Below are 24,512 nucleotides of genomic sequence, written 5' to 3'. Positions count from 1 at the left end.
GTCATGGATACCGATCAGGCAATGTCCAGTCTCTGGTATGTGCTGGCACTTGTCCTTGTCGGATCGGCTCTGGTCGCGCGACGTGCGCCATTGGGCGGCCTGTTTCGCATGGCGCTGCTATGGGTCGTGATCTTCGCTGGCCTGCTGGGTCTGTTCAAGGCCGGGGAGAAATTCGGTCTCTTTTCAGGTCGTATCGGCGGGGAAGAGGGCCCCGTTGCCTCCCGCGCCGATCAAGCGCTTCCTCCCCTGCCGCAAGCCCGCGCGGAGGGGCAGGTCCTGCGCATTCCCATTTCCTCCGATGGCCATTATTGGGTCGAAGGCACGGTTAACGGCACGCCGACGCGTTTTCTGATCGACAGCGGTGCCAGCTTTACCGCCCTGTCGGTGGGTACCGCTCGCGCCGCCGGTCTCAATTTCGATCTGAACGCGCCAGGCGTTCCCATGATGACCGCCAACGGCAAGATCGACGCCAAACGCTCCAGCATCTCGACGCTCGCCATCGGCCCGATCCGGGCGAGCGACCTGGACATCGTCATTTCGCCCGCCTTCGGGGAAGTGAACGTCATCGGCATGAACATGCTTTCACGGCTGAAAAGCTGGGGCGTGCAGAATGGTGAAATGGTGCTGACCCCATGACGTCACCTCGACCCGTGCACCCTTCCACCCCCAGCCAGCGCCAACGGCTCAAGGCCATCATCGGCGGCTCCACGGGCAATCTGGTGGAATGGTATGACTGGTATGCCTATTCCGCCTTCACCCTCTATTTCGCCCCGCATTTCTTCCCCAGCGAGGACCGCACAGCCCAGCTTCTGAGCGCGGCGGGCATTTTCGCGGTCGGTTTTCTGATGCGGCCGATAGGCGCCTGGCTGATGGGCGTATATGCCGATCGCCATGGGCGCAAGAGCGGCCTGACGCTCTCCGTCGCGCTGATGTGCGCCGGGTCCCTGCTGATCGCCGTTACGCCATCCTACCAGACCATTGGCGTGGGCGCGCCGCTGCTGCTGGTCCTCGCCCGGTTGATGCAGGGCCTGTCCATCGGTGGCGAATATGGCGCCAGCGCGACCTATTTATCCGAAATGGCGGGACGTGACCGGCGCGGTTTCTATTCCAGCTTCCAATATGTGACGCTGATCGCGGGCCAATTGGTGGCGATCTGCGTGCTGCTGCTGTTGCAGAGGATTTTGAGCGAGGCGGAACTGGACGCCTGGGGGTGGCGCATACCGTTCCTGATCGGCGGGGCGCTTGCGGTGATCGTGTTCTGGCTGCGCCGTGGGCTCTCGGAAACCCAAAGCTATGCTGTCGCCAAGGCGGAGGGCGCACCCAAATCCGGCTTCATCGAATTGGTGACGCGGCATCCGCGGGAAACGCTGACGGTCATGCTGCTCACCGCAGGCGGCACCATCGCCTTCTATGCCTATTCCATCTACATGCAGAAATTCCTGGTCAACACGACGGGATTGAGCCGGGAAACTGCGTCGCAAATCAACGGTATAACGCTGTTTGTTTTCATGTTGTTGCAGCCGTTTGCCGGTGCCTTGTCCGACCGCATCGGCCGCAAGCCGTTGATGGTGGGCTTCGGCCTGCTGGGGATGATCGGCACTTATCCGATCTTCGCGACACTCGCCGTCACCAGAGACCCGGTGATCGCCGGTCTGCTCGTCATGGCGGGGCTGATCATCGTGACCGGCTATACCTCGATCAACGCGGTGGTGAAGGCGGAGCTTTTCCCGGCTCATATCCGGGCGCTCGGCGTAGCCTTGCCTTATGCGCTGGCCAACACCTTGTTCGGCGGCACGGCCGAGTTCGTCGCGCTCTGGTTCAAGCAGATCGGAATGGAGCAGGCCTTTTACGTCTATGTCAGCCTGATGATCGCCATTTCGCTCATTGTCTACATCCGCATGCGCGATACCAGACAGCATAGCCGCATCCTGGAAGACTGAGGCGACCGGGGTAAGCTGCATATTGATTTAACATAATATATATTATCGGACTTTAGTAGGGCTGGCCAATGGGCTGCTCAACCCCTATCCCGTCAGCAGTTCAGCAGTCAGGTTGCCTCATGCCGTCCGATTTGAAAGCCAGTCCCGCCGACATCATGCCGCTCGCCGATGTGATGGCGCGTCTTCGTGATCCGGAAAGCGGCTGTCCCTGGGATATCGAGCAGGATTTCGCCAGCATAGCGCCCTACACGATCGAGGAAGCCTATGAGGTCGCCGACGCGATCGAGCGTGAGGATATGGCGGCGCTTCGCGACGAGCTGGGCGATCTGCTGCTGCAGGTCGCCTTCCACAGCCGGATGGCTGAACAGAGCGGCCATTTCGCGCTTCAGGACGTGATCGACGGCATCACCGAAAAGATGATCCGCCGTCATCCGCATGTTTTCGGCGAAGGGACGCGCCGGGAAGACGGCCATGCCCAGTGGGAGGCGATCAAGGCGGCCGAACGGGCCGAAAAGGAGCCAGATCCCAGCGCTCTGGCTGGGGTCGCGATCGCGCTTCCGGCCTTGCTGCGGGCGGAAAAGCTGCAAAAGCGCGCAGCCCGAACCGGCTTCGACTGGCCCGATACCGATGGCGTGCTTGCCAAGATCGAGGAAGAATTGCACGAGGTCGGCGCCGCCAGCTCCCAGGCCGAAAAGGAGGAGGAGATTGGCGACCTGCTCTTTGCCGTCGTCAATCTGGGCCGCCATCTCAAGGTCGATCCGGAGGTTGCCCTGCGCGCTGCCAATCGCAAGTTCGAGGCACGCTTCCGGGCGATGGAGGACATGGCGGGCGACCGTTTCATCGCCCTTCCCCTCGATGAAAAGGAAGCCCTGTGGCAGCGCGCGAAGCAGCAGTTGAAGCAGCCTTGATCCGGCCGGTCACGACAGCCGATCATGACGCCATCTGGTCGATAGTGGAACCCGCTATCCGCGCGGGCGAAACGCTGGCCATCCCACGCGACATGAGCCGGGAAGAGGCTTTGCGCCTCTGGACCAGCCCCGAACGGACCGTCAGGCTTTTGGAGGAAGATGGCGAAATTCTGGGCGTCTTCTACATTCTGGCGAACCAGGCCGGTGGCGGATCCCATGTCGCCAATGCGGCCTATGTCACCGCGAGCCACGCCAACGGGCGTGGCGTGGCGCGCCGCATGTGCGCGGCTTCGCTCGATCTCGCACGGCAGCAAGGCTATCGTGCGATGCAGTTCAATTTCGTGATCGCGACCAACCACCGGGCAGTGGCGCTTTGGCAGGCGATGGGTTTCGGGGTCATCGGCCGGCTCCCAGCCGTATTCGATCATCCCAAGGAAGGCCTGGTCGATGCGTTCGTAATGCATCGTTTCCTTTAGGGGCCTTTCTTACCGGGCCCTAATCGTCTCGCCGCTTGAGAAACCGCGCCAGCGCGGAATCGGACAGCCGGACATCGACCATCATATCCTCGCCATCGGCCCGGCTGCCGGTCACTTCGCCATGCTCATGCAGCCATGCCATGGCCGCGCCGTCGGACAGGGGTACGCGCAGATGGTGCATTTGCGCCCCGGCGGTCAGCCTGCCGCTGATCACGCGCTGGAGGCCGTCGACCCCCTCCCCGGTCAGGGCGGACAGGATCACCACGTCTTCACGCCGTGCCGCGGTTTCCCGCGCGAGTGCCGCCGCTTCCCCGTCCAGCAGGTCCAGCTTGTTCCATGCTTCGATGATAGGCGGCGGTTCGCTGCCTTCGCCCGCTTCGAGGGCCCCCTCCCCGGCCACGCCCAGTTCGCTCAACACGTCCATGACGTCATCGCGTTGCGCTTCGGTATCGGGATGCGCGATATCGCGGACGTGAACGATCAGATCGGCGGACAGCACCTCTTCCAGCGTGGCACGGAAGGCCGCGATGAGTTGCGTGGGAAGATCGGAGACGAAGCCCACCGTATCCGACAGGATCGCCTTGTCCAGCCCCGGCAGGGCGATCTGCCGCATGGTGGGATCGAGCGTCGCGAACAGCAGATCCTCGGCCATGACGTCAGCGCCGGTCAGCCGGTTGAACAGGGTGGACTTGCCCGCATTGGTATAGCCCACCAGCGCTATGACCGGCCACGGCGCCCGTTGCCGCCGTGCCCGGTGAAGCCCGCGCGTCTTGGTCACCTGATCGAGTTCACGGCGGATTTTCGCCATCCGGTCGCGGATCATGCGGCGGTCGGCCTCGATCTGCGTTTCACCCGGACCGCCCAGGAAGCCGAAGCCGCCCCGCTGCCGTTCCAGGTGGGTCCAACTGCGCACCAGGCGGCCCGCCTGATAGTCGAGATGCGCGAGTTCGACCTGCAAACGGCCTTCATTGGTCGCGGCCCGTTCGCCGAAAATCTCCAGAATCAACCCCGTCCGGTCGATGACCTTCGTTTCGGTCGCCTTTTCCAGATTGCTCTGCTGCACGGGGCTGAGCGCATTGTCGACGATGACCAGTTCGGCCTCTTCCATCCGCGCCAATGTCGCGATCTGGTCGACCTGCCCGCTGCCGAACAGCGTCGCAGGCTTGCGATCGCGCACGCGGAAAGCCTGCGCCGCCCGCACATCAATGCCGATGGCGAGGGCAAGCCCTTTCGCCTCCTCCAGCCGGGCATCGCTGTCGCGGCGTTCCGGGCCATGGACGTCCGCGCGCACGACCACGGCCCGCGCTCCGCGTGAAACTTCGTCAGCGGAATCTCTGTTGAAAACGGCCATGAGGGCTTAACGCTTCTGTCCCCGACCCGCTTCATCCGAAGCCGGGCCGGGATAAGAAAAAGCGATCAATCCTCGCCCTCGCCTTCGCCGGTGAGGTCGAGAGCATGGAGCGGCTGCACCGTCGAGATCGCATGCTTGTAAACCAGCTGGACCATGCCGTCGCGTTCCAGCAGCATGCAGAACAGGTCGAAGGCGGCGATTTCGCCCTGCAGCATGACGCCGTTCACCAGGAACATAGTCACCGGGCTGCCGGACTTGCGCACCGCGCTCAGGAAGATTTCCTGCAGCAGCCTGGACTTGCCGTTGCCGTCGCTTGCCTTGCGCAGATCGGTCAGATCCATGGATGCCGCGGGCATGACGGTGGAAATCGCATGTTTATAGACCAGTTGCGACTGACCATCCCGCCGCAGCAGCACGGAAAAATTGTCGAACCAGGTAATGATGCCCTGAAGCTTCACACCCTTGACCAGGAACATGGTCACCGGGGTCTTGCTCTTGCGCAGGCTGTTCAGGAAAATGTCTTGGAGGTTGTTCACTTTGTCGGCCATGGTCTTCACCAGTCCTTTATTGGCGGGACGTTACCCGCTCTCGCACCCTTAAGCAGGGTGTCTTGCCTGCTCCCGCTTGTCGGAAGCAAGGGGAACCTACCGCAATTGCGAAGAGCCGTCCATGCCCTGATTGCGGTAGGAGCGATCAGCCTGCCTCAACCATCCTTTCCATCCGTGATACCCAGAAGCTTCAACTTCCGGTGGAGCGCCGAGCGCTCCATGCCGATGAAGGTGGCGGTGCGGGAAATATTGCCGGAGAAGCGCCTGATCTGGATGCGCAGATATTCGCGCTCGAAACTTTCCCGCGCCTCGCGAAGCGGCGCACCCATGATCGCGGACTGCCCCATTCCTTCCGATCCACCGTTGCTGGTGAGTTCGGCAGGGAGCATGTCGAGTTCGATGCGCCCGATCCGTTCGCCGGGCGCCAGGATCATCGTGCGCTCGATGACATTGCGGAGCTGGCGGACATTGCCCGGCCATTCATTGGCCTGAAGCGCCGCCATGGCGTCACTCGCGATTTCTGGCGGCGGCACGCGTCGATCGGCGGCGAAGCGCGCGAGATAATGCTCGACCAGGGGCGGGATATCGTCGCGGCGTTCGGCGAGCGAGGGAATGACCAGCGGCACCACGTTCAAGCGGTAGAATAAGTCCTCGCGGAACCGGCGCTCCTCGATTTCGGTCGCCAGGTTGAGCGCGGTCGAGGAAATGACGCGCACATCCACCTTCACCTGCCGCTGCCCGCTCACGCGGGTGAAACTCTGGTCGGTCAGGACGCGCAGGATCTTCGCCTGGGTCGTCAGCGGCATGTCGGCGATCTCGTCGAGATACAGCGTGCCGCCATGCGCCTGCTCCAGATAGCCGGGACGCACCAGTCCGCTCGGATCCTCGACGCCGAACAGCTCTTCCTCAACCCGGTCGGGGTCCATGCGGGCGGCGGCCACGATGATGAAGGGGGCGTCCGCCCGCCCGCTCCAGCTATGCAGCATCCGCGCCGCGACTTCCTTGCCGACGCCCGCCGGGCCCGAAATCAGCACGCGGCTCCCCGTGCCGGCGACTTTCTTGATCGTTGCGCGCACGGCATTGATGGCGGCGGACGTGCCGGTCAGTTCGTCATCCTGTCCGAAACGGGCGCGGAGCACCTGATTTTCGCGCCGCAGCCTTTCCGTTTCGGTCGCCCGCGATACCAGATGCAGCAGCCGGTCGGCCTCGAACGGCTTTTCGATGAAATCCGCCGCGCCCTTCCGGATGGCGGCCACCGCCGTGTCGATATTGCCATGACCGGAGATCATCAGAACCGGAATAGTTGCGTCGCGCCGCTTGATCTCGTCCAGCAGTTCCAGCCCGTCGAGCCTGGAGCCCTGCAACCAGACGTCGAGCAGCACCAGCGAGGGCCGGCGGGCATCCAGCGCCTCGATCGCACTGTCGCTGTTGGCGGCGGTGCGGGTGGCGAAGCCCTCATCCTCCAGCACACCCGCCACCAGATCGCGAATGTCCTCTTCGTCATCGACTATCAGAATATCAAGCGCCATTGGCTGTCACTTTTCCAGTGGTTTTCCCATGGGGCAAGGCAATCACCTGCCCCTCTTCGAGTTTCTCCAGCGCGGCGATGGGGAATCGCAGCGTCACCCGCGCGCCCCCGCCCTCCGCATCGTCGAAGCGAATTTCGCCCATATGTTCCTCGACAATCTTCTTGACGATGGCGAGCCCCAAACCCGTCCCCTTGGTGCGGGTGGTCATATAAGGCTCCAATATGCGCTCGCGTTCGGGTGGCAGGCCGATGCCGTCATCCTGCACCTCGATCAGCAGATGGGTTTCGTCCTGGTGGACGGCCATGCGGACATGGCCACGCACATCGCCGTCGCCAGCCGCGGCCTTGGGCTCGATCGCCTCCACCGCATTCTTGACGATGTTGGTAAGCGCCTGCCCCAATTGCCGCCGGTCGCAGACCAGTTCGATATCCGCGTCCGCCGACCGGTATTCGAACCGGACCTCAGGATGCGCGACCTCATGCAGGAACAAGGCGTGGCGAGCGATGTCGTCCACCCTCTCGCGCCGGAATACCGGCTTGGGCATCCGTGCGAAGGAGGAGAATTCGTCCACGATCCGCCGCAGGTCGCCCACCTGCCTGACGATGGTCCCGGTCAGCCGGGTGAAGGTCGCCTTGTCGCTGGTGACTTCCTCGGCATAGCGTCGCTGCAGCCGCTCGGCCGCCAACTGGATCGGCGTCAGCGGATTCTTGATCTCATGCGCGATCCGCCGCGCCACGTCGGACCATGCCGCGCGCCGCTGGTCGGACAGTTGCTGCGTAATATCGTCGAAGGTCAGAATGTGGCGGGAGGCATCCTCGGACACCTTCACCGCCAGCGTGCGCACATCGCCATGGGTCCGGATCTGGACGATTCCCGCCCCTTCTTCCGACTCCAACAGTTCCGCCAGTTCAGGCGACACGTCCGTGAGCGGACGACCGACCGGATCATCGCCCTCCCGCACCAATATCGCCGCGGCAGAGCTGTTCAGCAACAGGATGATGCCGTCCTTGTCGACCGACAGCACGCCGGCCGACACGCCGGACAAGATCGCCTCACTGAAGGCGCGCCGCTCATCCAACTGGCTGTTCGCCGCCACCAGCGCACCGGTCTGCGCCTCCAGCCGCTGAGTCATGCGGTTGAAGGCCGAGGCCAGAGTACCAATCTCGTCGCGCGCCTGCGGGCTGGTTACCCGCGCGGACAGGTCGCCCGCCGTGATCCTGCGTGCCGCCATCACCAGTTCATTGACCGGCCGCACCATCCAGTCGGCCACCTTGAGCGCGATATAGACCGCCACCCCCACCAGCAGCAGCGACCCGACGAACAGAAGGATGTTGAAGCGCAACTGCAACGCGCGGGATTGGGCGGCGAAAATGTCGTAATCCGACAACACCTTCTGCGCCCGCTCGACATTGCTGAACGCCGTCGAGCCGGAGTCGCGGGTGGCGTAGAGATAGATTTTGGCGTCCGGATAGAGCAGCGTCACTGCCTCGATCTGGTTGGGCTTGGCCGCCACCACGACGTTTTCGCCCGCTTCCAATCGCTTCATCACATCGGGGGAAAGCATCTCTGACGCTGGTCGGCTGTCCGGATCGACGGTCGCCGCGGTCCGTGCCACGCCGTCCTTGCCCACCTCTATGATCGCTGATCGGTTCAGCTTCCGCGTCACGACCTGATAGATATAGCCTTCCGCAAAGCGTGGACTGGAAACCTTGGACTGGGTCAGATAGTCGCGCAGGTCGCCTGCCATGGTGGTGGTTTCATCCCCCACCTCACGCAGATTCTGTTCATAATAACCGCGCGCCAGATCGCTCGCATTTTGCAGCATTCCGCGTGCGCTGTCGGAAAACCAGAATTGCACGCCATATTGGAACAGCAGCGAGGCGAAGATCACCACCAGCAGCATCGGCACACTGGCAACGATCGAGAAGATGGCGACCAGCCGGACGTGCAACTGCCCATCGCTGCCAATGGCCGACTGGGCCACGCGCCGCTTTGCCACCCGCCGCCCGAGGAGTACCAGCAGGGCGATCGCGGGAACCAGGTTGGCCACCAGCAGCAGCGCCACGATGGGCGGAGTGAGCAGCGTGTAGCTCTGCCCTTGTCCGTTCAGCAGGAAATAGGTGATCCCCGCCATCCCCAGAAACAGAACCAGGGTAACCGCCTCGACCAACGCCGCCAGTCGACGGCGCAGGAAAGGCGGAAAATGTCTTTTCCAGGCCCGGCCCCGCGCCGGAAGTGTCACTGCGCCTTCCATAGTGGCGTGGTTACAACATTAATGTGCCCGATCAAACACAGTATTTCACGGCGCTGCGCCTTCGGTCGGAAAGCGCTGTCGCTTCGTCCGGCCGCCTCAATCGCCAATGCGAAGCTGCATCGGATCAAGCCCGTAATCGGTCAGTTTCTTGCGCAGCGTGTTCCGGTTGATGCCGAGCAGGCCAGCCGCGCGGATCTGGTTCCCGTCCACGCTTGCCAGCGTTTCCTGGAATAATATGGGTTCCACCACGGCCAGCAGATCGTCGTGCAGATTGCGGTTCGGCTGGGTAAGACCGACCCCCAATTGGCGCTTCGCCCATTCCCGCACCGCCTGCCCCAGCAAGTCGGCGGGCGCGGCATAATCGGCGGGGACGGCTTCCAGCGGCAGGCTGTTGCGCAGAATATCGGCGGTGATCACATTTTCCCGGCTGAGGACAGCCAGCCGCTGCATCAGATTCTGCAATTCGCGCACATTGCCCGGCCAGTGATAGGCCATCAGCAATTGCGCCGCCTCCTCGGAGAGGGATTTTCGCGGCAGTCCTTCCTGCGCGGCTCGGTCCAGGAAGTGCCGGGCCAGCAGGATCACATCCTCGCGCCGCTCGCGCAGGGCAGGCAGGGCAATCGGCACGACATTCAGGCGATAGTATAAATCCTGCCGGAACCGATTTTCCTCGATCAGCCGCGGCAGATCCTTGTTGGTGGCAGCGATGATGCGGACATTGACCTTGACCGACTTGGAGCCGCCGACGGTCGTCACCTCGCCCGATTGCAGCACGCGCAGCAGCCGGGTCTGCGCCTCCATCGGCATGTCGCCGATCTCGTCCAGGAACAGCGTACCGCCTTGCGCCTGTTCGAACTTGCCCGCCGTGCGCGCATGGGCGCCAGTGAACGCGCCCTTCTCATAACCGAACAGTTCCGCCTCGATCAGTTCACGCGGAATGGCCGCCATGTTGATCGGAACGAAGGGTTTGGTCCGCCGCTGCCCCAGGCTGTGGATCGCCTCGGCCACCAGTTCCTTGCCGGTGCCGGATTCGCCCAGCACCAATATGCTGAGGTCATTCGACAATACGCGGGCGATCGTCCGGTAAACCTCCTGCATCGCCGGAGAGCGGCCAACCAGCGGCAGGCCGTCATGGGGCAGGCCCGCATCGGCCGTTCCTTCCTCCACGCCCTTTCTCGAACCCAGCGCGTCGGAAACCGCCCGCGTCAGTTCATTGAGGTCGAAGGGCTTGGGCAGATATTCGAAAGCGCCCTTTTCCGTGGCGCGGATCGCCGTGTTCAGCGTGTTCTGCGCCGACAGGATGATGATGCTGAGGGCAGGCCGATGCGCCAATATGTCGGCAATGCCGTCCAGCCCATCTCCATCGGGCAGCATGACGTCCGTAATCAGCACGTCGGGCGAAAAGCTTTCCACCAGGGCAGTGCGTTCCCGGATGGAGGCCGCCGTCTTGACCCTGTGCCCCTGCCGCCGCAGCGCTTCACCGACGACCACGCAGATCGCCGGATCGTCATCCACCACCAGAATCGCGCCTGTCGCCCCCATTACCCCATTCCCATCGGCAGCAGGATGCGGAAGGTCGATTCCCCCGCTTCCCGATCGCGCGAATATTGAACGAACCCGCTCATGTCCCGCACCAGCTTGTCGACCAGCGCCAGGCCCAGGCCCGTTCCATCCCGCCGTCCGGTGATGAACGGATTGAACAGATGGTCCAGAATATGCTCCGGCACGCCCGGCCCGTTGTCGACCACCAAAATCTCGATCGGCAGCACGGCGCTGCCCTTGCCCCTCCCCACCACGACGGACACGCCGTGACGGAAGGCCGTCTCCACCCTGATGCGCGGCTTGGCGGTGTGTTCCAGCGCCTCGGCGGCATTTTTGAGCAGGTTGATCATCACCTGCACCAGTGCATCGTCGTTGATGTTGGCAAAGGGGAGCGATGGATCATAGCTTTTCTTGATCCGGATATTCCTGGCAAAGCCCGCAGCCGCGATATTGGCCGCCCGGTCGATCAGCGGGTAGATGTTGCCGCTACGGCATTCCAGCGTCCGGTCGGTGGTGAAATCCTGCATCCGGTCGATCAACGCCGCGATCCGGTCCACTTCATTGCAGATCAACTGCGTCAGCGCCGCGTCGCGCCCGTTATGGCCCGATTCCAGCAATTGCGCCGCGCCACGAATGCCCGACAGGGGATTCTTGATCTCATGCGCCAGGATCGCCGCCGCGCCGATCGCCGATCGCGCCCCCCCTGCGGTGCCGCGATGGCCGATCTTGCGCGCCTGGCTCTGGGCATGGATCGACACCACGCGCCACCCTTCATGATCGACGATCGGCGCGATCATCAGATCGACCTCCATCTCCGCCGTCCGCCCGGCATGGACGCGGATATCGTAGGCCGCGATCGGCTTGTTGCTGTGCCAGATATCGAAGCGGGCGCCCATTTCCGCCATCCGGATCGTGCGCGCGATATCGCTGCCGACAATGGCCGATCGCGCCATGTTGAGCAGCGTTTCCGCCCGCACGTTGGCGTCCGCGATGCTGTTGTCCGGCCGGATCACCAGCGTGGCCACCGGCAGCGCCGTCATCAGTTCGGAAAGCGAAGGCCCATCCTGTTGCGGTCGAAGCGACGGGATGGTCGTCATATCTGCCGTCATGCCGCCTTGCGCGTCTCGACCGGTCCCTCGTCGGCGATCAGCGGTTCGTAGAAGCGCGCCAGCATGTCGAGCACGACATCACCGTCCGGTTCCTGATTAACGGCATTGCGGAACTCGGCCGATCCCGGCAGCCCCTTGGTATACCAGCCGATATGCTTGCGCGCCATGTTCACGCCGGTCAGGCCGTCATAATGATCGATCATCGCGCGATAATGCTCGACGATCACGCGATATTGCTCCTCCAGCGCCGGGTCGGCCAGGCGCTCGCCGGTGCGGAACCAGTGCATCACCTGTCCGATCAGCCAGGGCCGTCCATAGGCGCCGCGCCCGATCATCACGCCGTCCGCGCCGCTTTGTTCCAGCGCGGTTTCCGCGTCATCGATGGAGCAGATGTCGCCATTGACGATCACGGGCAGCGACACCGCCTCCTTGACGCTGCGGACGAAGGCCCAGTCGGCGCACCCCTTATACATCTGGCAACGGGTGCGGCCATGGACGGTGATCAGCTTCGCGCCCAGATCCTCGGCGATCCTCGCCAATTCCGGCGCATTGAGGCTGGCATGGTCCCAGCCCATCCGCATCTTGACGGTGACGGGCACATCCACGGCCTTCACCGTCGCCTCAATCAGGGCAGCGGCCAACGGCAGATCGCGCATCAGGGCACTGCCGGCATCGCCATTGACGACCTTCTTCACCGGGCAGCCCATATTGATGTCGATGATCGCGGCGCCGCGATCGGCATTGAGCTTGGCGGCCTCCGCCATCTCGATGGGCGAGCAGCCCGCGAGTTGCATCGAGACCGGCTCCTCCACCGGATGCCATGCCGCCTTCTGCAAGGATTGGCGCGTTTCGCGGATCATCGCGGCGGTCGCGATCATCTCGGTCACGTTGAGACCAGAGCCATAGCGCCGCACCAGCGTGCGGAACGGCATGTCGGTCACGCCCGTCATGGGCGCCAATATGACCGGCATGTCGATCGTCACAGGTCCGATGGATATGGGGGAAAGGGTCTTCATCAACTCGTCATCAATCTGGCATTGCCTAAAAAACAGGCAGCCCTTAGCCCAAATCGTCCCGCGCAGCAAGCAAGCCGGGGCTGGCGGTCCAAAGCGCCCTGCGATACAGGCGCGACCATGACCGAAAAAACCGTCGCATTGCTGGTCGCAGCAGGACAGGGAAGCCGCGCGGGCGGCGATGTTCCCAAGCAGTTTCGGCTTGTCGCGGGCAAGCCCGTCCTCGCTCACGCCGTCGCTGCGCTGGCCAGCCACCCCACCATCGATTCCATCATCGTGGCGGTCGGTCCCGGACAGGAGGAAACCGCCCGCGCCGCATTGGGGGATCGCCCCGTCGCGGCGATCGTCGAAGGCGCAGACAGCCGCCGCGGCTCCGTGCGTGCGGGGCTGGAGCATATCGCAACGTCAGGCGGTGCCGCTCGCATCCTGATCCATGACGCTGCCCGCCCTTTCCTGCCGCTCGCGGTGATCGACCGCCTGCTCGCCGCGCTCGACCGGGCGCCTGGTGCGATCCCCACCCTGCCCATCGCCGACACGCTGGTCAGCCATGCAGGCGAAGTGGTCGACCGGAACGCGCTGGTCCGCGTCCAGACACCCCAGGCCTTCCATTTCGACGCGATCCTCGCCGCGCACCGGCAATGGGACGATTCGCGGGAAGCCACGGACGACGCGCAGATGCTGAAGGCGCAGGGAGGCGCGATCCTCCTGGTCGCCGGAGACGAAAGGCTCGAAAAATTGACCTATCCACAGGATTTCGCTCGCGCCGAAGCGCAACTTGGCGCCGCACGCAGCATCCGGGTCGGCATGGGATATGACGTCCACCGTCTCGCGGAAAAGGAAGAGCTTTGGCTGGGTGGCATCAAAATTCCCCATGATCGCGGGCTTTCCGGTCATAGCGACGCGGACGTCGCGCTTCATGCGATTGTCGATGCCTTGCTTGGCGCACTCGCAGAAGGCGATATCGGCAGCCATTTCCCGCCATCCGATCCGCAATGGCGCGGCGCGGCCTCCCACCGATTTCTGGAATATGCGGGGGAACGTGTCGCGAAACGGGACGGCATCGTCGAGCATATCGACCTGACGCTGATCTGCGAGGCGCCGAAAATCGGCCCGCATCGCGACGCCATGCGCGCCCGCATCGCGGAAATACTGGGCCTACCCCTCGACCGGGTCAGCGTGAAGGCCACCACCACGGAGCGGCTGGGCTTTGCGGGACGCCGCGAAGGCATCGCCGCACAGGCGGTTGCGACTCTCTCCCTCCCCGCGCTATCCTGACCGCCATGCCAGACAGCATCCTTCCCGCGCCGCTCGTCGAACTTGCCGAGCGCGTCATCATCGCCAACCGTCGCGCGGGCCGCACCATTGCTGTCGCCGAAAGCTGCACCGGTGGGCTTGTGTCGGCGGCGCTCACCGAAATCGCTGGGTCGTCGGAAGTTTTCGAAGCCGGGTTCATCACTTATTCCAACGACATGAAGAGCGAACTTCTCAAAGTTTCGCAGGATGTCATCGAAACCTTCGGCGCGGTTTCCATCGCCACCGCCTGGGCCATGGCGCAAGGCGCGCTCAACAAGAGCCACGCCCATGTCGCCGTCGCGATCACCGGCATAGCCGGCCCTGGCGGGGGATCGGAGCAGAAACCCGTCGGCACGGTCGTTTTCGCCCGCGCGGAACGGGGCGGCAGCCCCGACAAGATCGTGGCCGACATGCGTCATTTCGGCGATACGGGCCGGGGCGGCGTTCGCCTTCAGGCGGCGCTTTGCGCGCTCGAACTGCTGTTGCCCGATTCGCCCGCGCCGTAAAGTTCCGCCGCGCGGGTTTCGAAGGCGCCGATCATCTTGCGCAGCGCCTTGTCGAACATCTGCCCCGCCAGCATTTCGAACAGCCTGCTCTTGAATTCGAACTCGACCTCGAAATCGACCAGCACCCCGCCCTTGCCGTCGTCACGGAAGGTCCATTCATTGTGGAGGTGCTTGAGTGGCCCGTCGAGATAATCGACCCGCACATGGTCGGGCCGATGCTTGTGGACGCGGGACGTAAAGCTTTCCTTGATCCCCTTGAAGCCGACGATCATGTCCGCGACCATTTCCGACTCGCCGTCGGAACGGACCCGGATCGCGCTGACCCAGGGCAGGAACTCGGGATAGGCTTCGACATTCGCCACCAGGTCGAACATCTGTTCGGGCGTGTAGGGAAGCGGCCGCGTTTCGTTATGCTTGGGCATGATGCTTACTGGGCGGCCTTTGCCAGTTGCGCCTCGCGCGCGGCCCTCATTTCGGCGAAATCCTTGCCCGCATGATAGCTGGAACGGGTCAGCGGACTGGACGCGACCTGGAGGAAACCCTTGGCCCGGGCAATTGCGGCATAAGCGTTGAACGCCGCCGGAGCCACGAATTCCATGACCTTGGCATGTTTGGGCGTCGGCTGGAGATATTGCCCCATGGTGAGGAAATCGATGTCGGCCGATCGCATGTCGTCCATCACCTGATGGACCTCCAGCCGCTCCTCACCCAGGCCCAGCATGATGCCGGACTTGGTGAAGATCGACGGATCGAGCTTCTTCACCGTCTCCAGCAAACGCAGCGAGGCATAATAGCGCGCACCTGGGCGGATGGTCGGGTAAAGCCGCGGCACCGTTTCCAGATTGTGGTTATAGACGTCCGGGCGCGCGGCGACGATCATTTCGACCGCCCGTTCATGCTTGTTGCGGAAGTCCGGCGTCAGGATCTCGATCGTCGTGTCCGGAGTCGTGCGACGCAGCGCCTCGATCACCTTCACGAACTGCGATGCGCCGCCATCAGGCAGGTCGTCGCGATCGACCGAGGTGATGACGATGTGCTCCAGGCCCATTTCCGCGCAGGCGTCAGCCAGATTCTGCGGCTCATTGGGATCCACCTTGCGCGGCATGCCGGTCTTGACGTTGCAAAAGGCGCAGGCCCGGGTGCAGACGTCGCCCAGGATCATCACGGTCGCATGCTTCTTGGTCCAGCATTCACCGATATTCGGGCAGGCGGCCTCCTCGCACACCGTCGCCAGCCCCTTTTCCCGCATCAGCTTGCGAGTCTCATGATAGCCTGGGCTGGTCGGCGCCTTGACGCGAATCCAGTCCGGCTTGCGGACACGTTCGGGGCGGCTGGTGGAACGATCGCCGGGGATGGGTGCAATATCGGTCATGCGCCCCAAATAGCGATGCAAGCCCCCTCTTGCCAGCCCCAACATTGTTGTGCACAGACCCACGCATGACCGATTTTGCTGACATGCTCACCGGCTATCGCCGCTTCCGCAACACCGGCTGGACCCAGCAGCGGGAACGATGGAGCGAACTGAGCGAAGGCCAGAGCCCGCGCGTGATGGTCATCGCCTGTTCCGACAGCCGCGTCGATCCCGCACAGATTTTCGATACCCATCCCGGCGAAATCTTCGTCGTGCGCAATGTCGCCGCGCTGGTGCCGCCCTTCGAAACCAATCCCGGCCATCATGGCGTCTCGGCAGCGCTGGAATTTGCCGTCCAGGTGCTCAAGGTGGGCGAGATCGTGGTCATGGGGCATGGCAAGTGCGGCGGCTGCAAGGCTGCGCTCACGCACGCGCTGAAGGATGCGCCTCCGGGTGAAGGGGGCTTCGTTCACAACTGGATACAGTTGCTCGACGAGGCGCGTGAAAAGGTGGTCGACCGCTTCGGAGACGACAATAGCAGTCGCGACGCCGAGCGCGCGATGGAGCAGGAAGGGGTCAAGGTCAGCCTGACCAACCTGCGCACCTTCCCCTGCGTCCGGCAGAAGGAGCGGGCTGGCGAGATCAAGTTGATCGGCGCCTTCTTCGCCATTGCCGACGGCCAGCTTCACTTGCTGGACGAGGCGAGCGGCGAATTCCAACCGGCACCGCTGGAGGCCTGATGACCTCGCCGATCCCCAGCGGCAATGTTGCCCTGTTGATCGATGCAGACAATGCTTCCGCCGACCATTTCGACCCCGTGCTCACCGTTCTGGCGGAACTGGGCACCGTCAACATTCGCCGTGCCTATGGCAATTGGAGCAAGCCCGCGCTCAAGGGCTGGGCGCGGCAGGCGGTAACGCAGGCGATCGAGACGCAGCAGCAGTTCGACCTCACCAAGGGGAAGAATGCCACCGACATGAAGATGACGATCGACGCCATGGACCTGATGGCGTCGGGACGCGTCACCGGTTTCGGCCTGATGTCGAGCGACAGCGATTTCACGCCCCTCGTCACCCGCATCCGGCAGCAGGGCATTCCCGTCTATGGCTTTGGCTCGGACAAGACGCCGGTAGCCTTCCGCAGCGCATGCACCCGCTTCATCGACGTCGTTGCCCTGACCAGCACAAGGCAGGAACCCGTCGAAGAAGAAGTCGGGACGGAGGAGGACGACACCGATGTAGACGGCACCGGAGTCGCTCCGGACCTCGTCAAGCTGCTCATCGACGCCTACAACGCCGTGAAGCGCGATGATCAGGGATTTGCGCGCCCTAGTGAAGTCGGTCAGCTCGCAGGCAACCGTTCCAGCTTCGATACCCGCAATTACGGCTTCAAGCGGCTTTCCGATCTCGTCCGCTCGATCAAGAATTTCAAGGTGGAAAGCCGCGACGGACAGACCTGGATCAAGCGGGTGCATTGATGAGCATTATCGCCCGCCATCTGATGATCCTTGGGCGGGTGCAGGGCGTCTTCTACCGCAACTGGACCGTTGAAACCGCTAACAGCCTCCACCTGGCCGGCTGGGTGCGAAACCGGATGGACGGCAGCGTGGAAATCCTTGTTGAAGGTTCCACCGAAGCCGTGGACCAGTTCATCGCCTTCGCCCATGACGGACCGCCCGCGGCGCGCGTGGCCCGTATCGAGATCAGCGAGATCGCGCCGGAGGGACTTTCTTCTTTCAGTAAGCGACCGACCGCCTAGATAACCCCCGGCCGTCTCTTCCCCGCTCCCTTTCACGCATAAAAAAAGGCCGATCCCGAAGGACCGGCCCGAAAGTTTTAGGAGAGGATGCCTGAAAGGCGCCCCCTATGTGCACCGCAGCAAATCATTCCGCAAGTGCGAATTGAACAGTTGCAAAATTTGCAAGCGGTCCCATTTCCGGGCCTCATTCCGTCAGCGCGTCAGCTTCTTGTAGGCTAGGCGCGTCGGACGGTCGGCGGCGTCGCCCAGGCGGCGGCGCTTATCCTCTTCATACATCTCGAAATTGCCCTCGAACCATTCGACATGGCTGTCGCCCTCGAAAGCCAGGATGTGAGTCGCCAGACGGTCGAGGAAGAAGCGGTCGTGGCTGATGACCACCGCGCAGCCGGCGAAATTCTCGATCGCCTCTTCCAGCGCGGCGAGCGTTTCGACGTCCAGATCGTTGGTCGGTTCGTCGAGCAGCAGGACGTTGCCGCCCTTCTTCAGCATCTTGGCGATATGGACGCGATTGCGCTCGCCGCCCGACAGCTTGCCGACATTCTTCTGCTGGTCCTGCCCCTTGAAGTTGAAGGCACCGACATAGGCCCGCGTCGACATGTCGTGGCCGTTGACCTTCACATAATCGAGGCCGTCCGATACTTCTTCCCAGACATTCTTCGACGGATCGAGATGGTCGCGGCTCTGGTCGACATAGCCCAGGCGCACGGTCGAACCGATGTCGATCTCACCTGAATCGGGCCGTTCCTGTCCGGTGATGATCTTGAACAGCGTCGACTTGCCCGCGCCGTTCGGCCCGATCACACCGACAATGCCACCCGGCGGCAGCATGAAGGACAGGTTTTCGAACAGCAGCTTATCGCCATAGGCCTTGCTGATATTCTTCGCCTCGATCACCTTGCCGCCCAGACGCTCGGGCACCTGGATGACGATCTGCGCCTTGCCGGGGGTACGATTTTCCTGCGCGGCGACCAGTTCCTCGAACTTCTTGATACGCGCCTTGGACTTGGTCTGACGGCCTTTGACGCCGGCGCGGATCCATTCCAGCTCGTCCTTGATCGCCTTCTGGCGGCCGGATTCCTCGCGGGATTCCTGCTCCAGGCGCTGGGCCTTCTTTTCCAGATAGGTGGAATAATTGCCCTCGTAAGGGAAATATTTGCCGCGATCGAGTTCGAGTATCCAGCCCACGACATTGTCGAGGAAATAGCGGTCGTGGGTGATCATCAGCACCGCGCCCGCATATTCCTTGAGATGATTTTCCAGCCATTCCACGCTCTCGGCGTCGAGATGGTTGGTCGGTTCGTCGAGCAGCAGGATATCCGGCTTCTGGATCAACAGGCGGGTCAGCGCGATGCGGCGCTTTTCACCGCCCGACAGGCTTTCCACCGACCAGTCCGACGGCGGGCAGCGCAACGCCTCCATCGCGATTTCGAGCTGGTTGTCGAGCGTCCAGCCGTCGACCGCGTCGATCTGTTCCTGCAACGTGCCCATTTCCTCCATGAGCGCGTCGAAATCGGCATCCTCCGGCGGATCGGCCATCAGCATGCTGATCTCGTTGAAGCGGTCCATCTTGTCCGCAATCTCGCGCGCGCCGTCCTTGACATTCTCCAGCACATTCTTGCTGGGGTCGAGCTGCGGTTCCTGGGGAAGATAGCCTACCGTGATATTCTCACCCGGCCAGGCCTCGCCGGTGAAATCCTTGTCGATGCCGCCCATGATCTTCATCAGCGTCGACTTGCCCGCGCCGTTGGGACCGACGATGCCGATCTTGGCGCCGCGATAAAATTGCAGGTTGATGTTGCTGAGTACCGGCTTCTGGGCACCGGCAAAGCTCTTGGTCATGTTTTTCATGACGAAGGCATATTGAGACGAGGCGGACATGGCTGAAGCAGCTCCGAAAGGACAAACGTTAGAAATCCGGGCGGGGTTAGCGGAGGCGGACGCCATTGGCAAATGGGGGATGGCCGGGTAAGCCTTCACCCATGCGAAAAATCCGATCGGGCACGCTCGCCGCCCTTTTCCTCGGCAGCATCTTAACCACCACGCCTTCCCTCGCCGCGGCCTCCTCCGACAGCAGCACGATTCGCGAGGCCGCGCTGAAGGACAGCATCGCGTGGGATTTTACCGAGGGCCTGACCACCGAAGTCGGCCCGCGCCCCGCGGGCACGCCCCAGGAAGCCCGCGCCCGCGATTGGGCCGTCGCAAGGCTGAAGGCGCTCGGGTTCGCCAACGTCCGTGCGGAACCCTATACCATGCCCGTCTGGCTGCGCGGCCATGACGAGGCGCACATCCTGTCGCCCTTCCCGCAAAATCTGGTCCTCGCCGCATTGGGCAACAGCGCCTCCACCCCGGACAAGGGCATCGAAGGGGAAATCGCCTATTTCCCGACCCTCTCTGATCTCGAAGCGGCACCCGACGGCAGCCTGAAAGGGAAAATCGCCTTTGTCAGCCATGCCATGCACGCGACGCAGGACGGCAGTTCCTATGGCTATTTCGGCGCCACCCGCAGGCAGGGGCCCAGCATCGCTTCGAAAAAGGGTGCCATCGCCATATTGATCCGCTCCATCGGCACGGACAATCACCGCCAGCCCCATACCGGCGTACAGATGTGGGCCGAGGGCGCGAAACCCATTCCCGCAGCAGCACTCAGCGTACCCGATGCCGAACAGCTTGTCCGCATGGTGACGCGAGGCCAGCCGGTCCGACTTCACCTGACGCTCACCTCGAAGATGCTGAAAGACCAGCCATCGGGCAATGTCATCGCCGAAATTCCGGGCAGTGATCCCAAGGCCGGTGTGGTCGTCGCTGCCTGCCACCTCGATAGCTGGGATCAGGGAACGGGCGCGATCGACGATGGAGCAGGCTGCGGCATCGTGGCTGCGGCCGCGCTTCAGGCGGGCAAGGCCGGGACGCCCCGCCGCACCATCCGCGTGCTGATGGCCGGCGCCGAGGAAGTCGGCGGCAATGGCGGCCGCGCCTATTATGATGCCCATGGCAAGGAAGCTCATGCCATGGCGATGGAATCGGATTTTGGCGCCGACCGGGTGTGGCGCGTCGATTTCAAGCTGCCGCAGGGACATGACGCCCTCGCCCGTCGGATCAGCGCGGGGCTGGCTCCCCTGGGGATCGGTGTCAGCCGCGTGCCCGCTGGTGGTGGCTCCGACATCGAGCCGCTGGTGAAGGCCGGCATTCCCGTCATCGATCTTCAACAGGACGGGTCACGCTATTTCGACATTCACCACACGCCGGACGACACGCTGGACAAGATCGATCCTGCCCAGTTGCGGCAAAATGTCGCGGCCTGGGCGGTTGCGCTTTTTGAAACCGCAAATGCCCCGGAATCGCTAGGCGTTAACTGAACTTTTATAGTAGACAACTGCTTGTCGCGTGATTCTGTCGCTTCACCGACGCAGAAAAGCATTGATTTGTGCAGCGCACACGTTAATGCGGGTCGCTCGCGTAAGTCACGATTTAGACGTGTCTGACGCGGCAAAATGCTATGGGAGCCGTACACAATGAAGAAGATCGCTGTTGTTTTCGCTTCGGCCGGCCTGATGGCCCTCGCCGCTTGCGGTGAGAAGCCGGCCAACGAGACCGCGAACGCTTCGAACGCTGTTGTCGAGAACGTTGTCGAGAATGCCGCTAACGCTGCTGACAACGCTGCGAACGCTGCTGAAAACGCCGCGAACGCTGCTGCGAACGTTGCGGGCAACGCTGCGAACGCCAAGTAATCTTCGCTTCAGCGAGATTTTCGAAAGGGCGGATCGTCTGGGACGGTCCGCCCTTTTTCATGTGACTGAAGTTTCTGCGGGAAACCGTTCAAAGCAAGATTGACGGGCGGCGGTCTTCGCCGCTAAGGCCCGCAGGGCGCCGGGGAGTAGCGCAGTCTGGTAGCGCGCCTGCTTTGGGAGCAGGATGTCGCAGGTTCGAATCCTGTCTCCCCGACCACTTTCCAGCAATTCGGTTCTGGCGACCGCATGCGCTTTTGGTTGCGTCATGCGTCAATGAAAGAACAGCCAGAGAAGAATGATAACCGGGATTGGCACGCCCAGCAGCCACAGCAAGATCCCCTTGCCCATCGCATCCCTCCTTGATCCGGTTGCAAATCGGAAAACCTACGTAGGCACCCAGATGTTCCGGTCAGGACGTATCTGCTGACGGCAAAACACCGCCACCGCCGGTCCTTCCACAAACCCGGCTGCGATGGCGTCCCTGGGGGATGATCTGGAATATGCGGGGATTCAGTTCAGGGCGAGACGAGCCGAAGTCCAGCACACTCCAGTTCTCTTAAGACAGGCTCTCAAACCGTGGAGCGCACATAGTTATCCAGCCGCGCGATCATGGCGGACTTGTCAGCCTTCGGCAGCCACGCCGCCTCGAAGCCATTGCGGGCAATCAGCGTGATTTCGGCACTGGTCAGATGGCTCCGATCCGCCGCGCGGATCAGAACGTCATTCAGATATTCGCTACCCATATAAGCAGGATCATCCGACGAGATCGTAACCTTTAGCCCCGCGTCCAACATGGCTCGCACCACGTCGACCGGCTGTTTCATCCCAGCGCGCAAAGTGCCGGAAAAGGAAGGGCAGACCGTGAAATAGATGCCGCGCTCACGTGCGATGGCTACCAGTTCCGGCGATTGCACGATGTTGCCGCCGTGATCGATACGATCCACCTTCAGGTCCAACAAAGCCGTGCGGATATGGCGCAACGTATCGACCTGATCGACATCGCAATGGGCCGTCACATGCAGGCCATGCGCGCGTGCCTTGGCAAAATGGGCTCGGAATTTTTCCGGCGGGTTGTCTTTCTCATCGGAATCCAGCCCCACCCCGACCAGATGCTCCTTGAACGGCAGGGCCGCATCCAGTGCAGCCATCGCGCTTTCCGCCGAAAGATCGCGCACAAAGCAAAGGATAAGCTGTGATCGGATACCCAGCGTGGCCTGCGCGTCGCGGCGGGCCTGCGTGATTCCGCCGATCACCGCAGCCATGGGCACCCCGCGCTTCAAATGTTCCTGAGGGTCAAAGAACATTTCAGTATAAACAACGTTCTGCGACGCCGCCTTGGCCAGATAGGCGTAGCTAAGGTCATAGAAATCCTGCTCCTTGAGCAGGACTTTCATTCCGTCGTAGTAGATTGCGAGAAAACTAGGCAGATCGTTGAACTTATAGCTGGCCCTCATCGCCGCCACATCGGCAAAAGGCAGTTTCAGGCCGTTGCGTTGCGCCAGTGCGAACTTCATTTCCGCTTCCAACGTGCCCTCGAGATGCACATGATATTCCGCCTTGGGCATACCGGCAATGAGCCGCGCCAGTTGAGGATCGGCAATCGCCGCGGCAGCCCTCACCGGCCGGGGCATTGCGGCCAGAGCGGCCAAGCTCACCATCAAACCTCGCCGATGGATCTGCATTGCCCCATATCCCTTTTGCCTGATGATCGCCGACCGGGTTGTCGGCGACGCGCCTGGCAGCGTCAAACGGGCTTTGTGCAACAAGGCATTGACAATTTTAGGCCGGGGTGGCCGTTGTCCGGGTCCGCAACGCCTGTGTGTCTGGAACAGCGGCCTTCCTGCGGAAATTGGTAAAGAACTGCCTCTCTGGAATTGGTCCACGCACTCTAGTTCGTCGTCAGACTTCAGAGCGCGTAATCGATCTGCGCCCAGAATTTCCTCGTATCCGCGTCACCCGCGTAGCTGGCGATGCCCTTGCGCTCATAATCGGCATATTTGACCAGCGCGCTCAGATGCTTGTTCAGCTTCATCGTCAGTTGGGCATTATATTCGTCGCCATAATGGATCGACAGCCGATCGCTGCTGAAATGATGGTAGATGAAGGAGGCGACCAGCGGGCCTGCTTTCCCGACCTTGGGCACCGTATAGGCGATGCCGCCATAATAGTCCTGAAGGCCGGTGCCCGGCGTGGTCAGGAACTTGTCGGCCCAGCCGTTGAACTTGTGCAGCGTCGCGAAGGGCGTCTGGAAGGCGAAGCCGCCCGCGATCCCGGTCGCTCCTGCATCGGACCCGAGCAATTCATAGCCCGCCGTCAGCTTGAAGGCGGAGACGTCCAGCCCGAGCTCGGCCAGGGCATAGTCTGCCGAATAATGGACCGGATTGGTGGCATAGTCGCTCTGCCGGGCATAGCTGGCGAGATAGCTGACCTTCACCGTCTTCGACAGCGGCTGGGCACCCACGAAGCGCGCGCCGTAGGTCTGGCTGCTGTTGCGGCGGAGGGTCAGCACCGCCTCATCTTCATCCACCAGATAGGCGAAGCCCGTCAGTGTGCCCAGTTTCGTCTTGTAGGAGACATTGGCAAAGACGTCATCGCCGTCGATCTGCGTCGGCCGGTTGGCCGCGCCGAACTTACCGCCGTCAATGCCCCAGATGGTCCGCGCGGCAATCGCGTAGGTGACGTCGATCCTGAGGTTCTTGATCCCCATATATTCGACGCGCACCGCATCGAAGGTCTGCTCATTCTGGCGCCATGCGACCGAACCGACAAAGCGCTGATCGTCCAGATTGATCCGCTGCCGCCCGACCGTCACGACCAACGGCTTGGTGCGATATTGGATCTGCACCCGGTTGGCCTCGACCGTTTCAGGATCGGCGACAATCGGATAGAGCGTCTTGCCGTTGACCCCGCTATTATAATCCTCGTCGATCGCCAGCGTACCTTCGGCTTCTGCGAGAAACGCGAACGGGCCCTTGGAAATCTCCCCACCGGCCCGAACCCGCATGGTCACCGCATCGGCGTCACGCGCCAGACCGGCCTGATCGACCGTTTCATAGCGCAGCCGCGCCTCCACGATCGGCTTGAACACGATATCCTGGGCCAGCGCCGGCGTCGTGACCGCAAACATCCCTGACACGGCAGACACGGCCGACGCCGGCAACAGGATAGAAACCTTCTTCATAAATCCCCCTTATATTGCTCCCGAT

The 24,512-nt window shown here is 62.5% G+C and carries 23 protein-coding genes and 1 tRNA gene; 12 read left to right on the top strand and 12 right to left on the bottom strand.

The window, feature by feature from the left end; all coding sequences use genetic code 11:
- The first annotated feature begins 3 nt into the window (after positions 1 to 3).
- The 4 genes from MJ601_RS00195 (at position 4) to MJ601_RS00180 (ending at position 3,324) form a co-directional block, all read left to right on the top strand.
- Positions 4 to 636 (top strand): retropepsin-like aspartic protease family protein, encoded by a 633-nt coding sequence (locus MJ601_RS00195; protein ID WP_242122576.1) that lies wholly within the window; start codon positions 4 to 6, stop codon positions 634 to 636.
- On the top strand, positions 633 to 1,940 hold the full coding sequence (locus tag MJ601_RS00190) for an MFS transporter (RefSeq protein WP_242122575.1): 1,308 nt from the start codon (positions 633 to 635) through the stop codon (positions 1,938 to 1,940). The genes MJ601_RS00195 and MJ601_RS00190 overlap by 4 nt, the downstream gene beginning before the upstream one ends.
- 119 nt (positions 1,941 to 2,059) lie before the next feature.
- Positions 2,060 to 2,848 (top strand): nucleoside triphosphate pyrophosphohydrolase, encoded by a 789-nt coding sequence (gene mazG, locus MJ601_RS00185; protein WP_242122574.1) that lies wholly within the window; start codon positions 2,060 to 2,062, stop codon positions 2,846 to 2,848.
- The gene (locus tag MJ601_RS00180; protein WP_242122573.1) at positions 2,845 to 3,324 is read left to right on the top strand and encodes a GNAT family N-acetyltransferase; all 480 of its coding nucleotides are present in this window, start codon (positions 2,845 to 2,847) and stop codon (positions 3,322 to 3,324) included. The genes mazG and MJ601_RS00180 overlap by 4 nt, the downstream gene beginning before the upstream one ends.
- A gap of 19 nt (positions 3,325 to 3,343) precedes the next feature.
- On the opposite strand, the gene hflX is transcribed toward MJ601_RS00180, so the two are convergent.
- The 7 genes from hflX to dusB form a co-directional block, all read right to left on the bottom strand.
- Positions 3,344 to 4,675: a GTPase HflX gene (hflX, locus tag MJ601_RS00175; RefSeq protein ID WP_242122572.1), complete on the bottom strand. Its 1,332-nt coding sequence runs from the start codon at positions 4,673 to 4,675 to the stop codon at positions 3,344 to 3,346.
- Between the two features lie 65 nt (positions 4,676 to 4,740).
- Complete coding sequence (gene hfq / locus MJ601_RS00170; protein ID WP_242122571.1) at positions 4,741 to 5,223, bottom strand: RNA chaperone Hfq; 483 nt, start codon at positions 5,221 to 5,223, stop codon at positions 4,741 to 4,743.
- Between the two features lie 155 nt (positions 5,224 to 5,378).
- Positions 5,379 to 6,752, bottom strand: coding sequence for a nitrogen assimilation response regulator NtrX (gene ntrX, locus MJ601_RS00165; RefSeq protein WP_242122570.1), 1,374 nt, complete (start codon positions 6,750 to 6,752; stop codon positions 5,379 to 5,381).
- Positions 6,742 to 9,006 carry a sensor histidine kinase gene (locus MJ601_RS00160; protein WP_242122569.1) on the bottom strand — a complete coding sequence of 755 codons (2,265 nt, stop codon included), beginning with the start codon at positions 9,004 to 9,006 and terminating at the stop codon, positions 6,742 to 6,744. Before MJ601_RS00160 ends, ntrX begins: the two co-directional genes overlap by 11 nt.
- A 96-nt stretch (positions 9,007 to 9,102) precedes the next feature.
- Positions 9,103 to 10,548 (bottom strand): nitrogen regulation protein NR(I), encoded by a 1,446-nt coding sequence (ntrC, locus tag MJ601_RS00155; protein WP_242122568.1) that lies wholly within the window; start codon positions 10,546 to 10,548, stop codon positions 9,103 to 9,105.
- Positions 10,548 to 11,657, bottom strand: coding sequence for a two-component system sensor histidine kinase NtrB (locus tag MJ601_RS00150; RefSeq protein ID WP_242122567.1), 1,110 nt, complete (start codon positions 11,655 to 11,657; stop codon positions 10,548 to 10,550). Before MJ601_RS00150 ends, ntrC begins: the two co-directional genes overlap by 1 nt.
- Positions 11,654 to 12,673 (bottom strand): tRNA dihydrouridine synthase DusB, encoded by a 1,020-nt coding sequence (gene dusB / locus MJ601_RS00145; RefSeq protein WP_242122566.1) that lies wholly within the window; start codon positions 12,671 to 12,673, stop codon positions 11,654 to 11,656. Before dusB ends, MJ601_RS00150 begins: the two co-directional genes overlap by 4 nt.
- A gap of 117 nt (positions 12,674 to 12,790) precedes the next feature.
- On the opposite strand from dusB, the gene MJ601_RS00140 reads away from it, so the two are divergent.
- Both MJ601_RS00140 and MJ601_RS00135 read left to right on the top strand, forming a co-directional pair.
- Positions 12,791 to 13,945, top strand: coding sequence for a bifunctional 2-C-methyl-D-erythritol 4-phosphate cytidylyltransferase/2-C-methyl-D-erythritol 2,4-cyclodiphosphate synthase (locus MJ601_RS00140; protein WP_242122565.1), 1,155 nt, complete (start codon positions 12,791 to 12,793; stop codon positions 13,943 to 13,945).
- A 5-nt stretch (positions 13,946 to 13,950) separates the two neighbouring features.
- Complete coding sequence (locus MJ601_RS00135; protein WP_242122564.1) at positions 13,951 to 14,469, top strand: CinA family protein; 519 nt, start codon at positions 13,951 to 13,953, stop codon at positions 14,467 to 14,469.
- On the opposite strand, the gene MJ601_RS00130 is transcribed toward MJ601_RS00135, so the two are convergent.
- Positions 14,415 to 14,891, bottom strand: a complete 477-nt coding sequence (locus MJ601_RS00130; protein WP_242122563.1) for a type II toxin-antitoxin system RatA family toxin — start codon at positions 14,889 to 14,891, stop codon at positions 14,415 to 14,417. The genes MJ601_RS00135 and MJ601_RS00130 overlap by 55 nt on opposite strands.
- A gap of 5 nt (positions 14,892 to 14,896) precedes the next feature.
- Positions 14,897 to 15,886 carry a lipoyl synthase gene (gene lipA, locus MJ601_RS00125; RefSeq protein WP_242122562.1) on the bottom strand — a complete coding sequence of 330 codons (990 nt, stop codon included), beginning with the start codon at positions 15,884 to 15,886 and terminating at the stop codon, positions 14,897 to 14,899.
- Positions 15,887 to 15,906: 20 nt separating this feature from the next.
- On the opposite strand from lipA, the gene MJ601_RS00120 reads away from it, so the two are divergent.
- From MJ601_RS00120 to MJ601_RS00110, 3 genes are read left to right on the top strand one after another with little or no spacing between them, the layout of a single operon-like run.
- Positions 15,907 to 16,560 carry a carbonic anhydrase gene (locus MJ601_RS00120; RefSeq protein WP_242122561.1) on the top strand — a complete coding sequence of 218 codons (654 nt, stop codon included), beginning with the start codon at positions 15,907 to 15,909 and terminating at the stop codon, positions 16,558 to 16,560.
- Positions 16,560 to 17,297, top strand: a complete 738-nt coding sequence (locus MJ601_RS00115) for an NYN domain-containing protein (RefSeq protein ID WP_242122560.1) — start codon at positions 16,560 to 16,562, stop codon at positions 17,295 to 17,297. The genes MJ601_RS00120 and MJ601_RS00115 overlap by 1 nt, the downstream gene beginning before the upstream one ends.
- The gene (locus MJ601_RS00110) at positions 17,297 to 17,578 is read left to right on the top strand and encodes an acylphosphatase (protein ID WP_242122559.1); all 282 of its coding nucleotides are present in this window, start codon (positions 17,297 to 17,299) and stop codon (positions 17,576 to 17,578) included. Before MJ601_RS00115 ends, MJ601_RS00110 begins: the two co-directional genes overlap by 1 nt.
- A 192-nt stretch (positions 17,579 to 17,770) precedes the next feature.
- Here the strand turns inward: MJ601_RS00110 and ettA are convergent, their stop codons facing one another.
- Positions 17,771 to 19,456: an energy-dependent translational throttle protein EttA gene (gene ettA, locus MJ601_RS00105; protein WP_242122558.1), complete on the bottom strand. Its 1,686-nt coding sequence runs from the start codon at positions 19,454 to 19,456 to the stop codon at positions 17,771 to 17,773.
- Between the two features lie 101 nt (positions 19,457 to 19,557).
- On the opposite strand from ettA, the gene MJ601_RS00100 reads away from it, so the two are divergent.
- From MJ601_RS00100 to MJ601_RS00090, 3 genes are all read left to right on the top strand, one after another.
- Positions 19,558 to 20,934 (top strand): M28 family peptidase, encoded by a 1,377-nt coding sequence (locus MJ601_RS00100; RefSeq protein ID WP_242122557.1) that lies wholly within the window; start codon positions 19,558 to 19,560, stop codon positions 20,932 to 20,934.
- Positions 20,935 to 21,090: 156 nt separating this feature from the next.
- Entirely contained in the window at positions 21,091 to 21,306 is a 216-nt protein-coding gene (locus tag MJ601_RS00095) for a hypothetical protein (RefSeq protein WP_242122556.1), read from the top strand.
- 140 nt (positions 21,307 to 21,446) lie between these two features.
- A tRNA-Pro gene (locus tag MJ601_RS00090) sits at positions 21,447 to 21,523 on the top strand.
- A gap of 352 nt (positions 21,524 to 21,875) precedes the next feature.
- On the opposite strand, the gene add is transcribed toward MJ601_RS00090, so the two are convergent.
- Together add and MJ601_RS00080 are read right to left on the bottom strand one after the other, a co-directional pair.
- Positions 21,876 to 22,988: an adenosine deaminase gene (gene add / locus MJ601_RS00085; protein WP_242122555.1), complete on the bottom strand. Its 1,113-nt coding sequence runs from the start codon at positions 22,986 to 22,988 to the stop codon at positions 21,876 to 21,878.
- A gap of 224 nt (positions 22,989 to 23,212) precedes the next feature.
- Entirely contained in the window at positions 23,213 to 24,487 is a 1,275-nt protein-coding gene (locus tag MJ601_RS00080; RefSeq protein WP_242122554.1) for an alginate export family protein, read from the bottom strand.
- Positions 24,488 to 24,512: the final 25 nt, after the last annotated feature.

The sequence above is a fragment of the Sphingobium trunci genome (assembly GCF_022664535.1).
In the GTDB taxonomy this organism is placed as follows: Bacteria; Pseudomonadota; Alphaproteobacteria; order Sphingomonadales; family Sphingomonadaceae; genus Sphingobium.
Note: the sequence above shows the minus strand (reverse complement) of the source record. Positions and strands in the feature narration are given on the sequence as shown.

Coding starts and splice junctions, on each gene's coding strand:
- MJ601_RS00190 (WP_242122575.1), top strand. CDS start 633: ATGACGTCACCTCGACCCGTGCACCCTTCCACCCCCAGCCAGCGCCAA.
- mazG (WP_242122574.1), top strand. CDS start 2,060: ATGCCGTCCGATTTGAAAGCCAGTCCCGCCGACATCATGCCGCTCGCC.
- lipA (WP_242122562.1), bottom strand. CDS start 15,886: ATGTTGGGGCTGGCAAGAGGGGGCTTGCATCGCTATTTGGGGCGCATG.
- MJ601_RS00140 (WP_242122565.1), top strand. CDS start 12,791: ATGACCGAAAAAACCGTCGCATTGCTGGTCGCAGCAGGACAGGGAAGC.
- MJ601_RS00100 (WP_242122557.1), top strand. CDS start 19,558: ATGCGAAAAATCCGATCGGGCACGCTCGCCGCCCTTTTCCTCGGCAGC.
- MJ601_RS00110 (WP_242122559.1), top strand. CDS start 17,297: ATGAGCATTATCGCCCGCCATCTGATGATCCTTGGGCGGGTGCAGGGC.
- MJ601_RS00095 (WP_242122556.1), top strand. CDS start 21,091: ATGAAGAAGATCGCTGTTGTTTTCGCTTCGGCCGGCCTGATGGCCCTC.
- MJ601_RS00130 (WP_242122563.1), bottom strand. CDS start 14,891: ATGCCCAAGCATAACGAAACGCGGCCGCTTCCCTACACGCCCGAACAG.
- MJ601_RS00080 (WP_242122554.1), bottom strand. CDS start 24,487: ATGAAGAAGGTTTCTATCCTGTTGCCGGCGTCGGCCGTGTCTGCCGTG.
- MJ601_RS00115 (WP_242122560.1), top strand. CDS start 16,560: ATGACCTCGCCGATCCCCAGCGGCAATGTTGCCCTGTTGATCGATGCA.
- hflX (WP_242122572.1), bottom strand. CDS start 4,675: ATGGCCGTTTTCAACAGAGATTCCGCTGACGAAGTTTCACGCGGAGCG.
- MJ601_RS00150 (WP_242122567.1), bottom strand. CDS start 11,657: ATGACGGCAGATATGACGACCATCCCGTCGCTTCGACCGCAACAGGAT.
- dusB (WP_242122566.1), bottom strand. CDS start 12,673: ATGAAGACCCTTTCCCCCATATCCATCGGACCTGTGACGATCGACATG.
- ntrC (WP_242122568.1), bottom strand. CDS start 10,548: ATGGGGGCGACAGGCGCGATTCTGGTGGTGGATGACGATCCGGCGATC.
- hfq (WP_242122571.1), bottom strand. CDS start 5,223: ATGGCCGACAAAGTGAACAACCTCCAAGACATTTTCCTGAACAGCCTG.
- MJ601_RS00195 (WP_242122576.1), top strand. CDS start 4: ATGGATACCGATCAGGCAATGTCCAGTCTCTGGTATGTGCTGGCACTT.
- MJ601_RS00160 (WP_242122569.1), bottom strand. CDS start 9,006: ATGGAAGGCGCAGTGACACTTCCGGCGCGGGGCCGGGCCTGGAAAAGA.
- ettA (WP_242122558.1), bottom strand. CDS start 19,456: ATGTCCGCCTCGTCTCAATATGCCTTCGTCATGAAAAACATGACCAAG.
- MJ601_RS00120 (WP_242122561.1), top strand. CDS start 15,907: ATGACCGATTTTGCTGACATGCTCACCGGCTATCGCCGCTTCCGCAAC.
- ntrX (WP_242122570.1), bottom strand. CDS start 6,752: ATGGCGCTTGATATTCTGATAGTCGATGACGAAGAGGACATTCGCGAT.
- add (WP_242122555.1), bottom strand. CDS start 22,988: ATGCAGATCCATCGGCGAGGTTTGATGGTGAGCTTGGCCGCTCTGGCC.
- MJ601_RS00135 (WP_242122564.1), top strand. CDS start 13,951: ATGCCAGACAGCATCCTTCCCGCGCCGCTCGTCGAACTTGCCGAGCGC.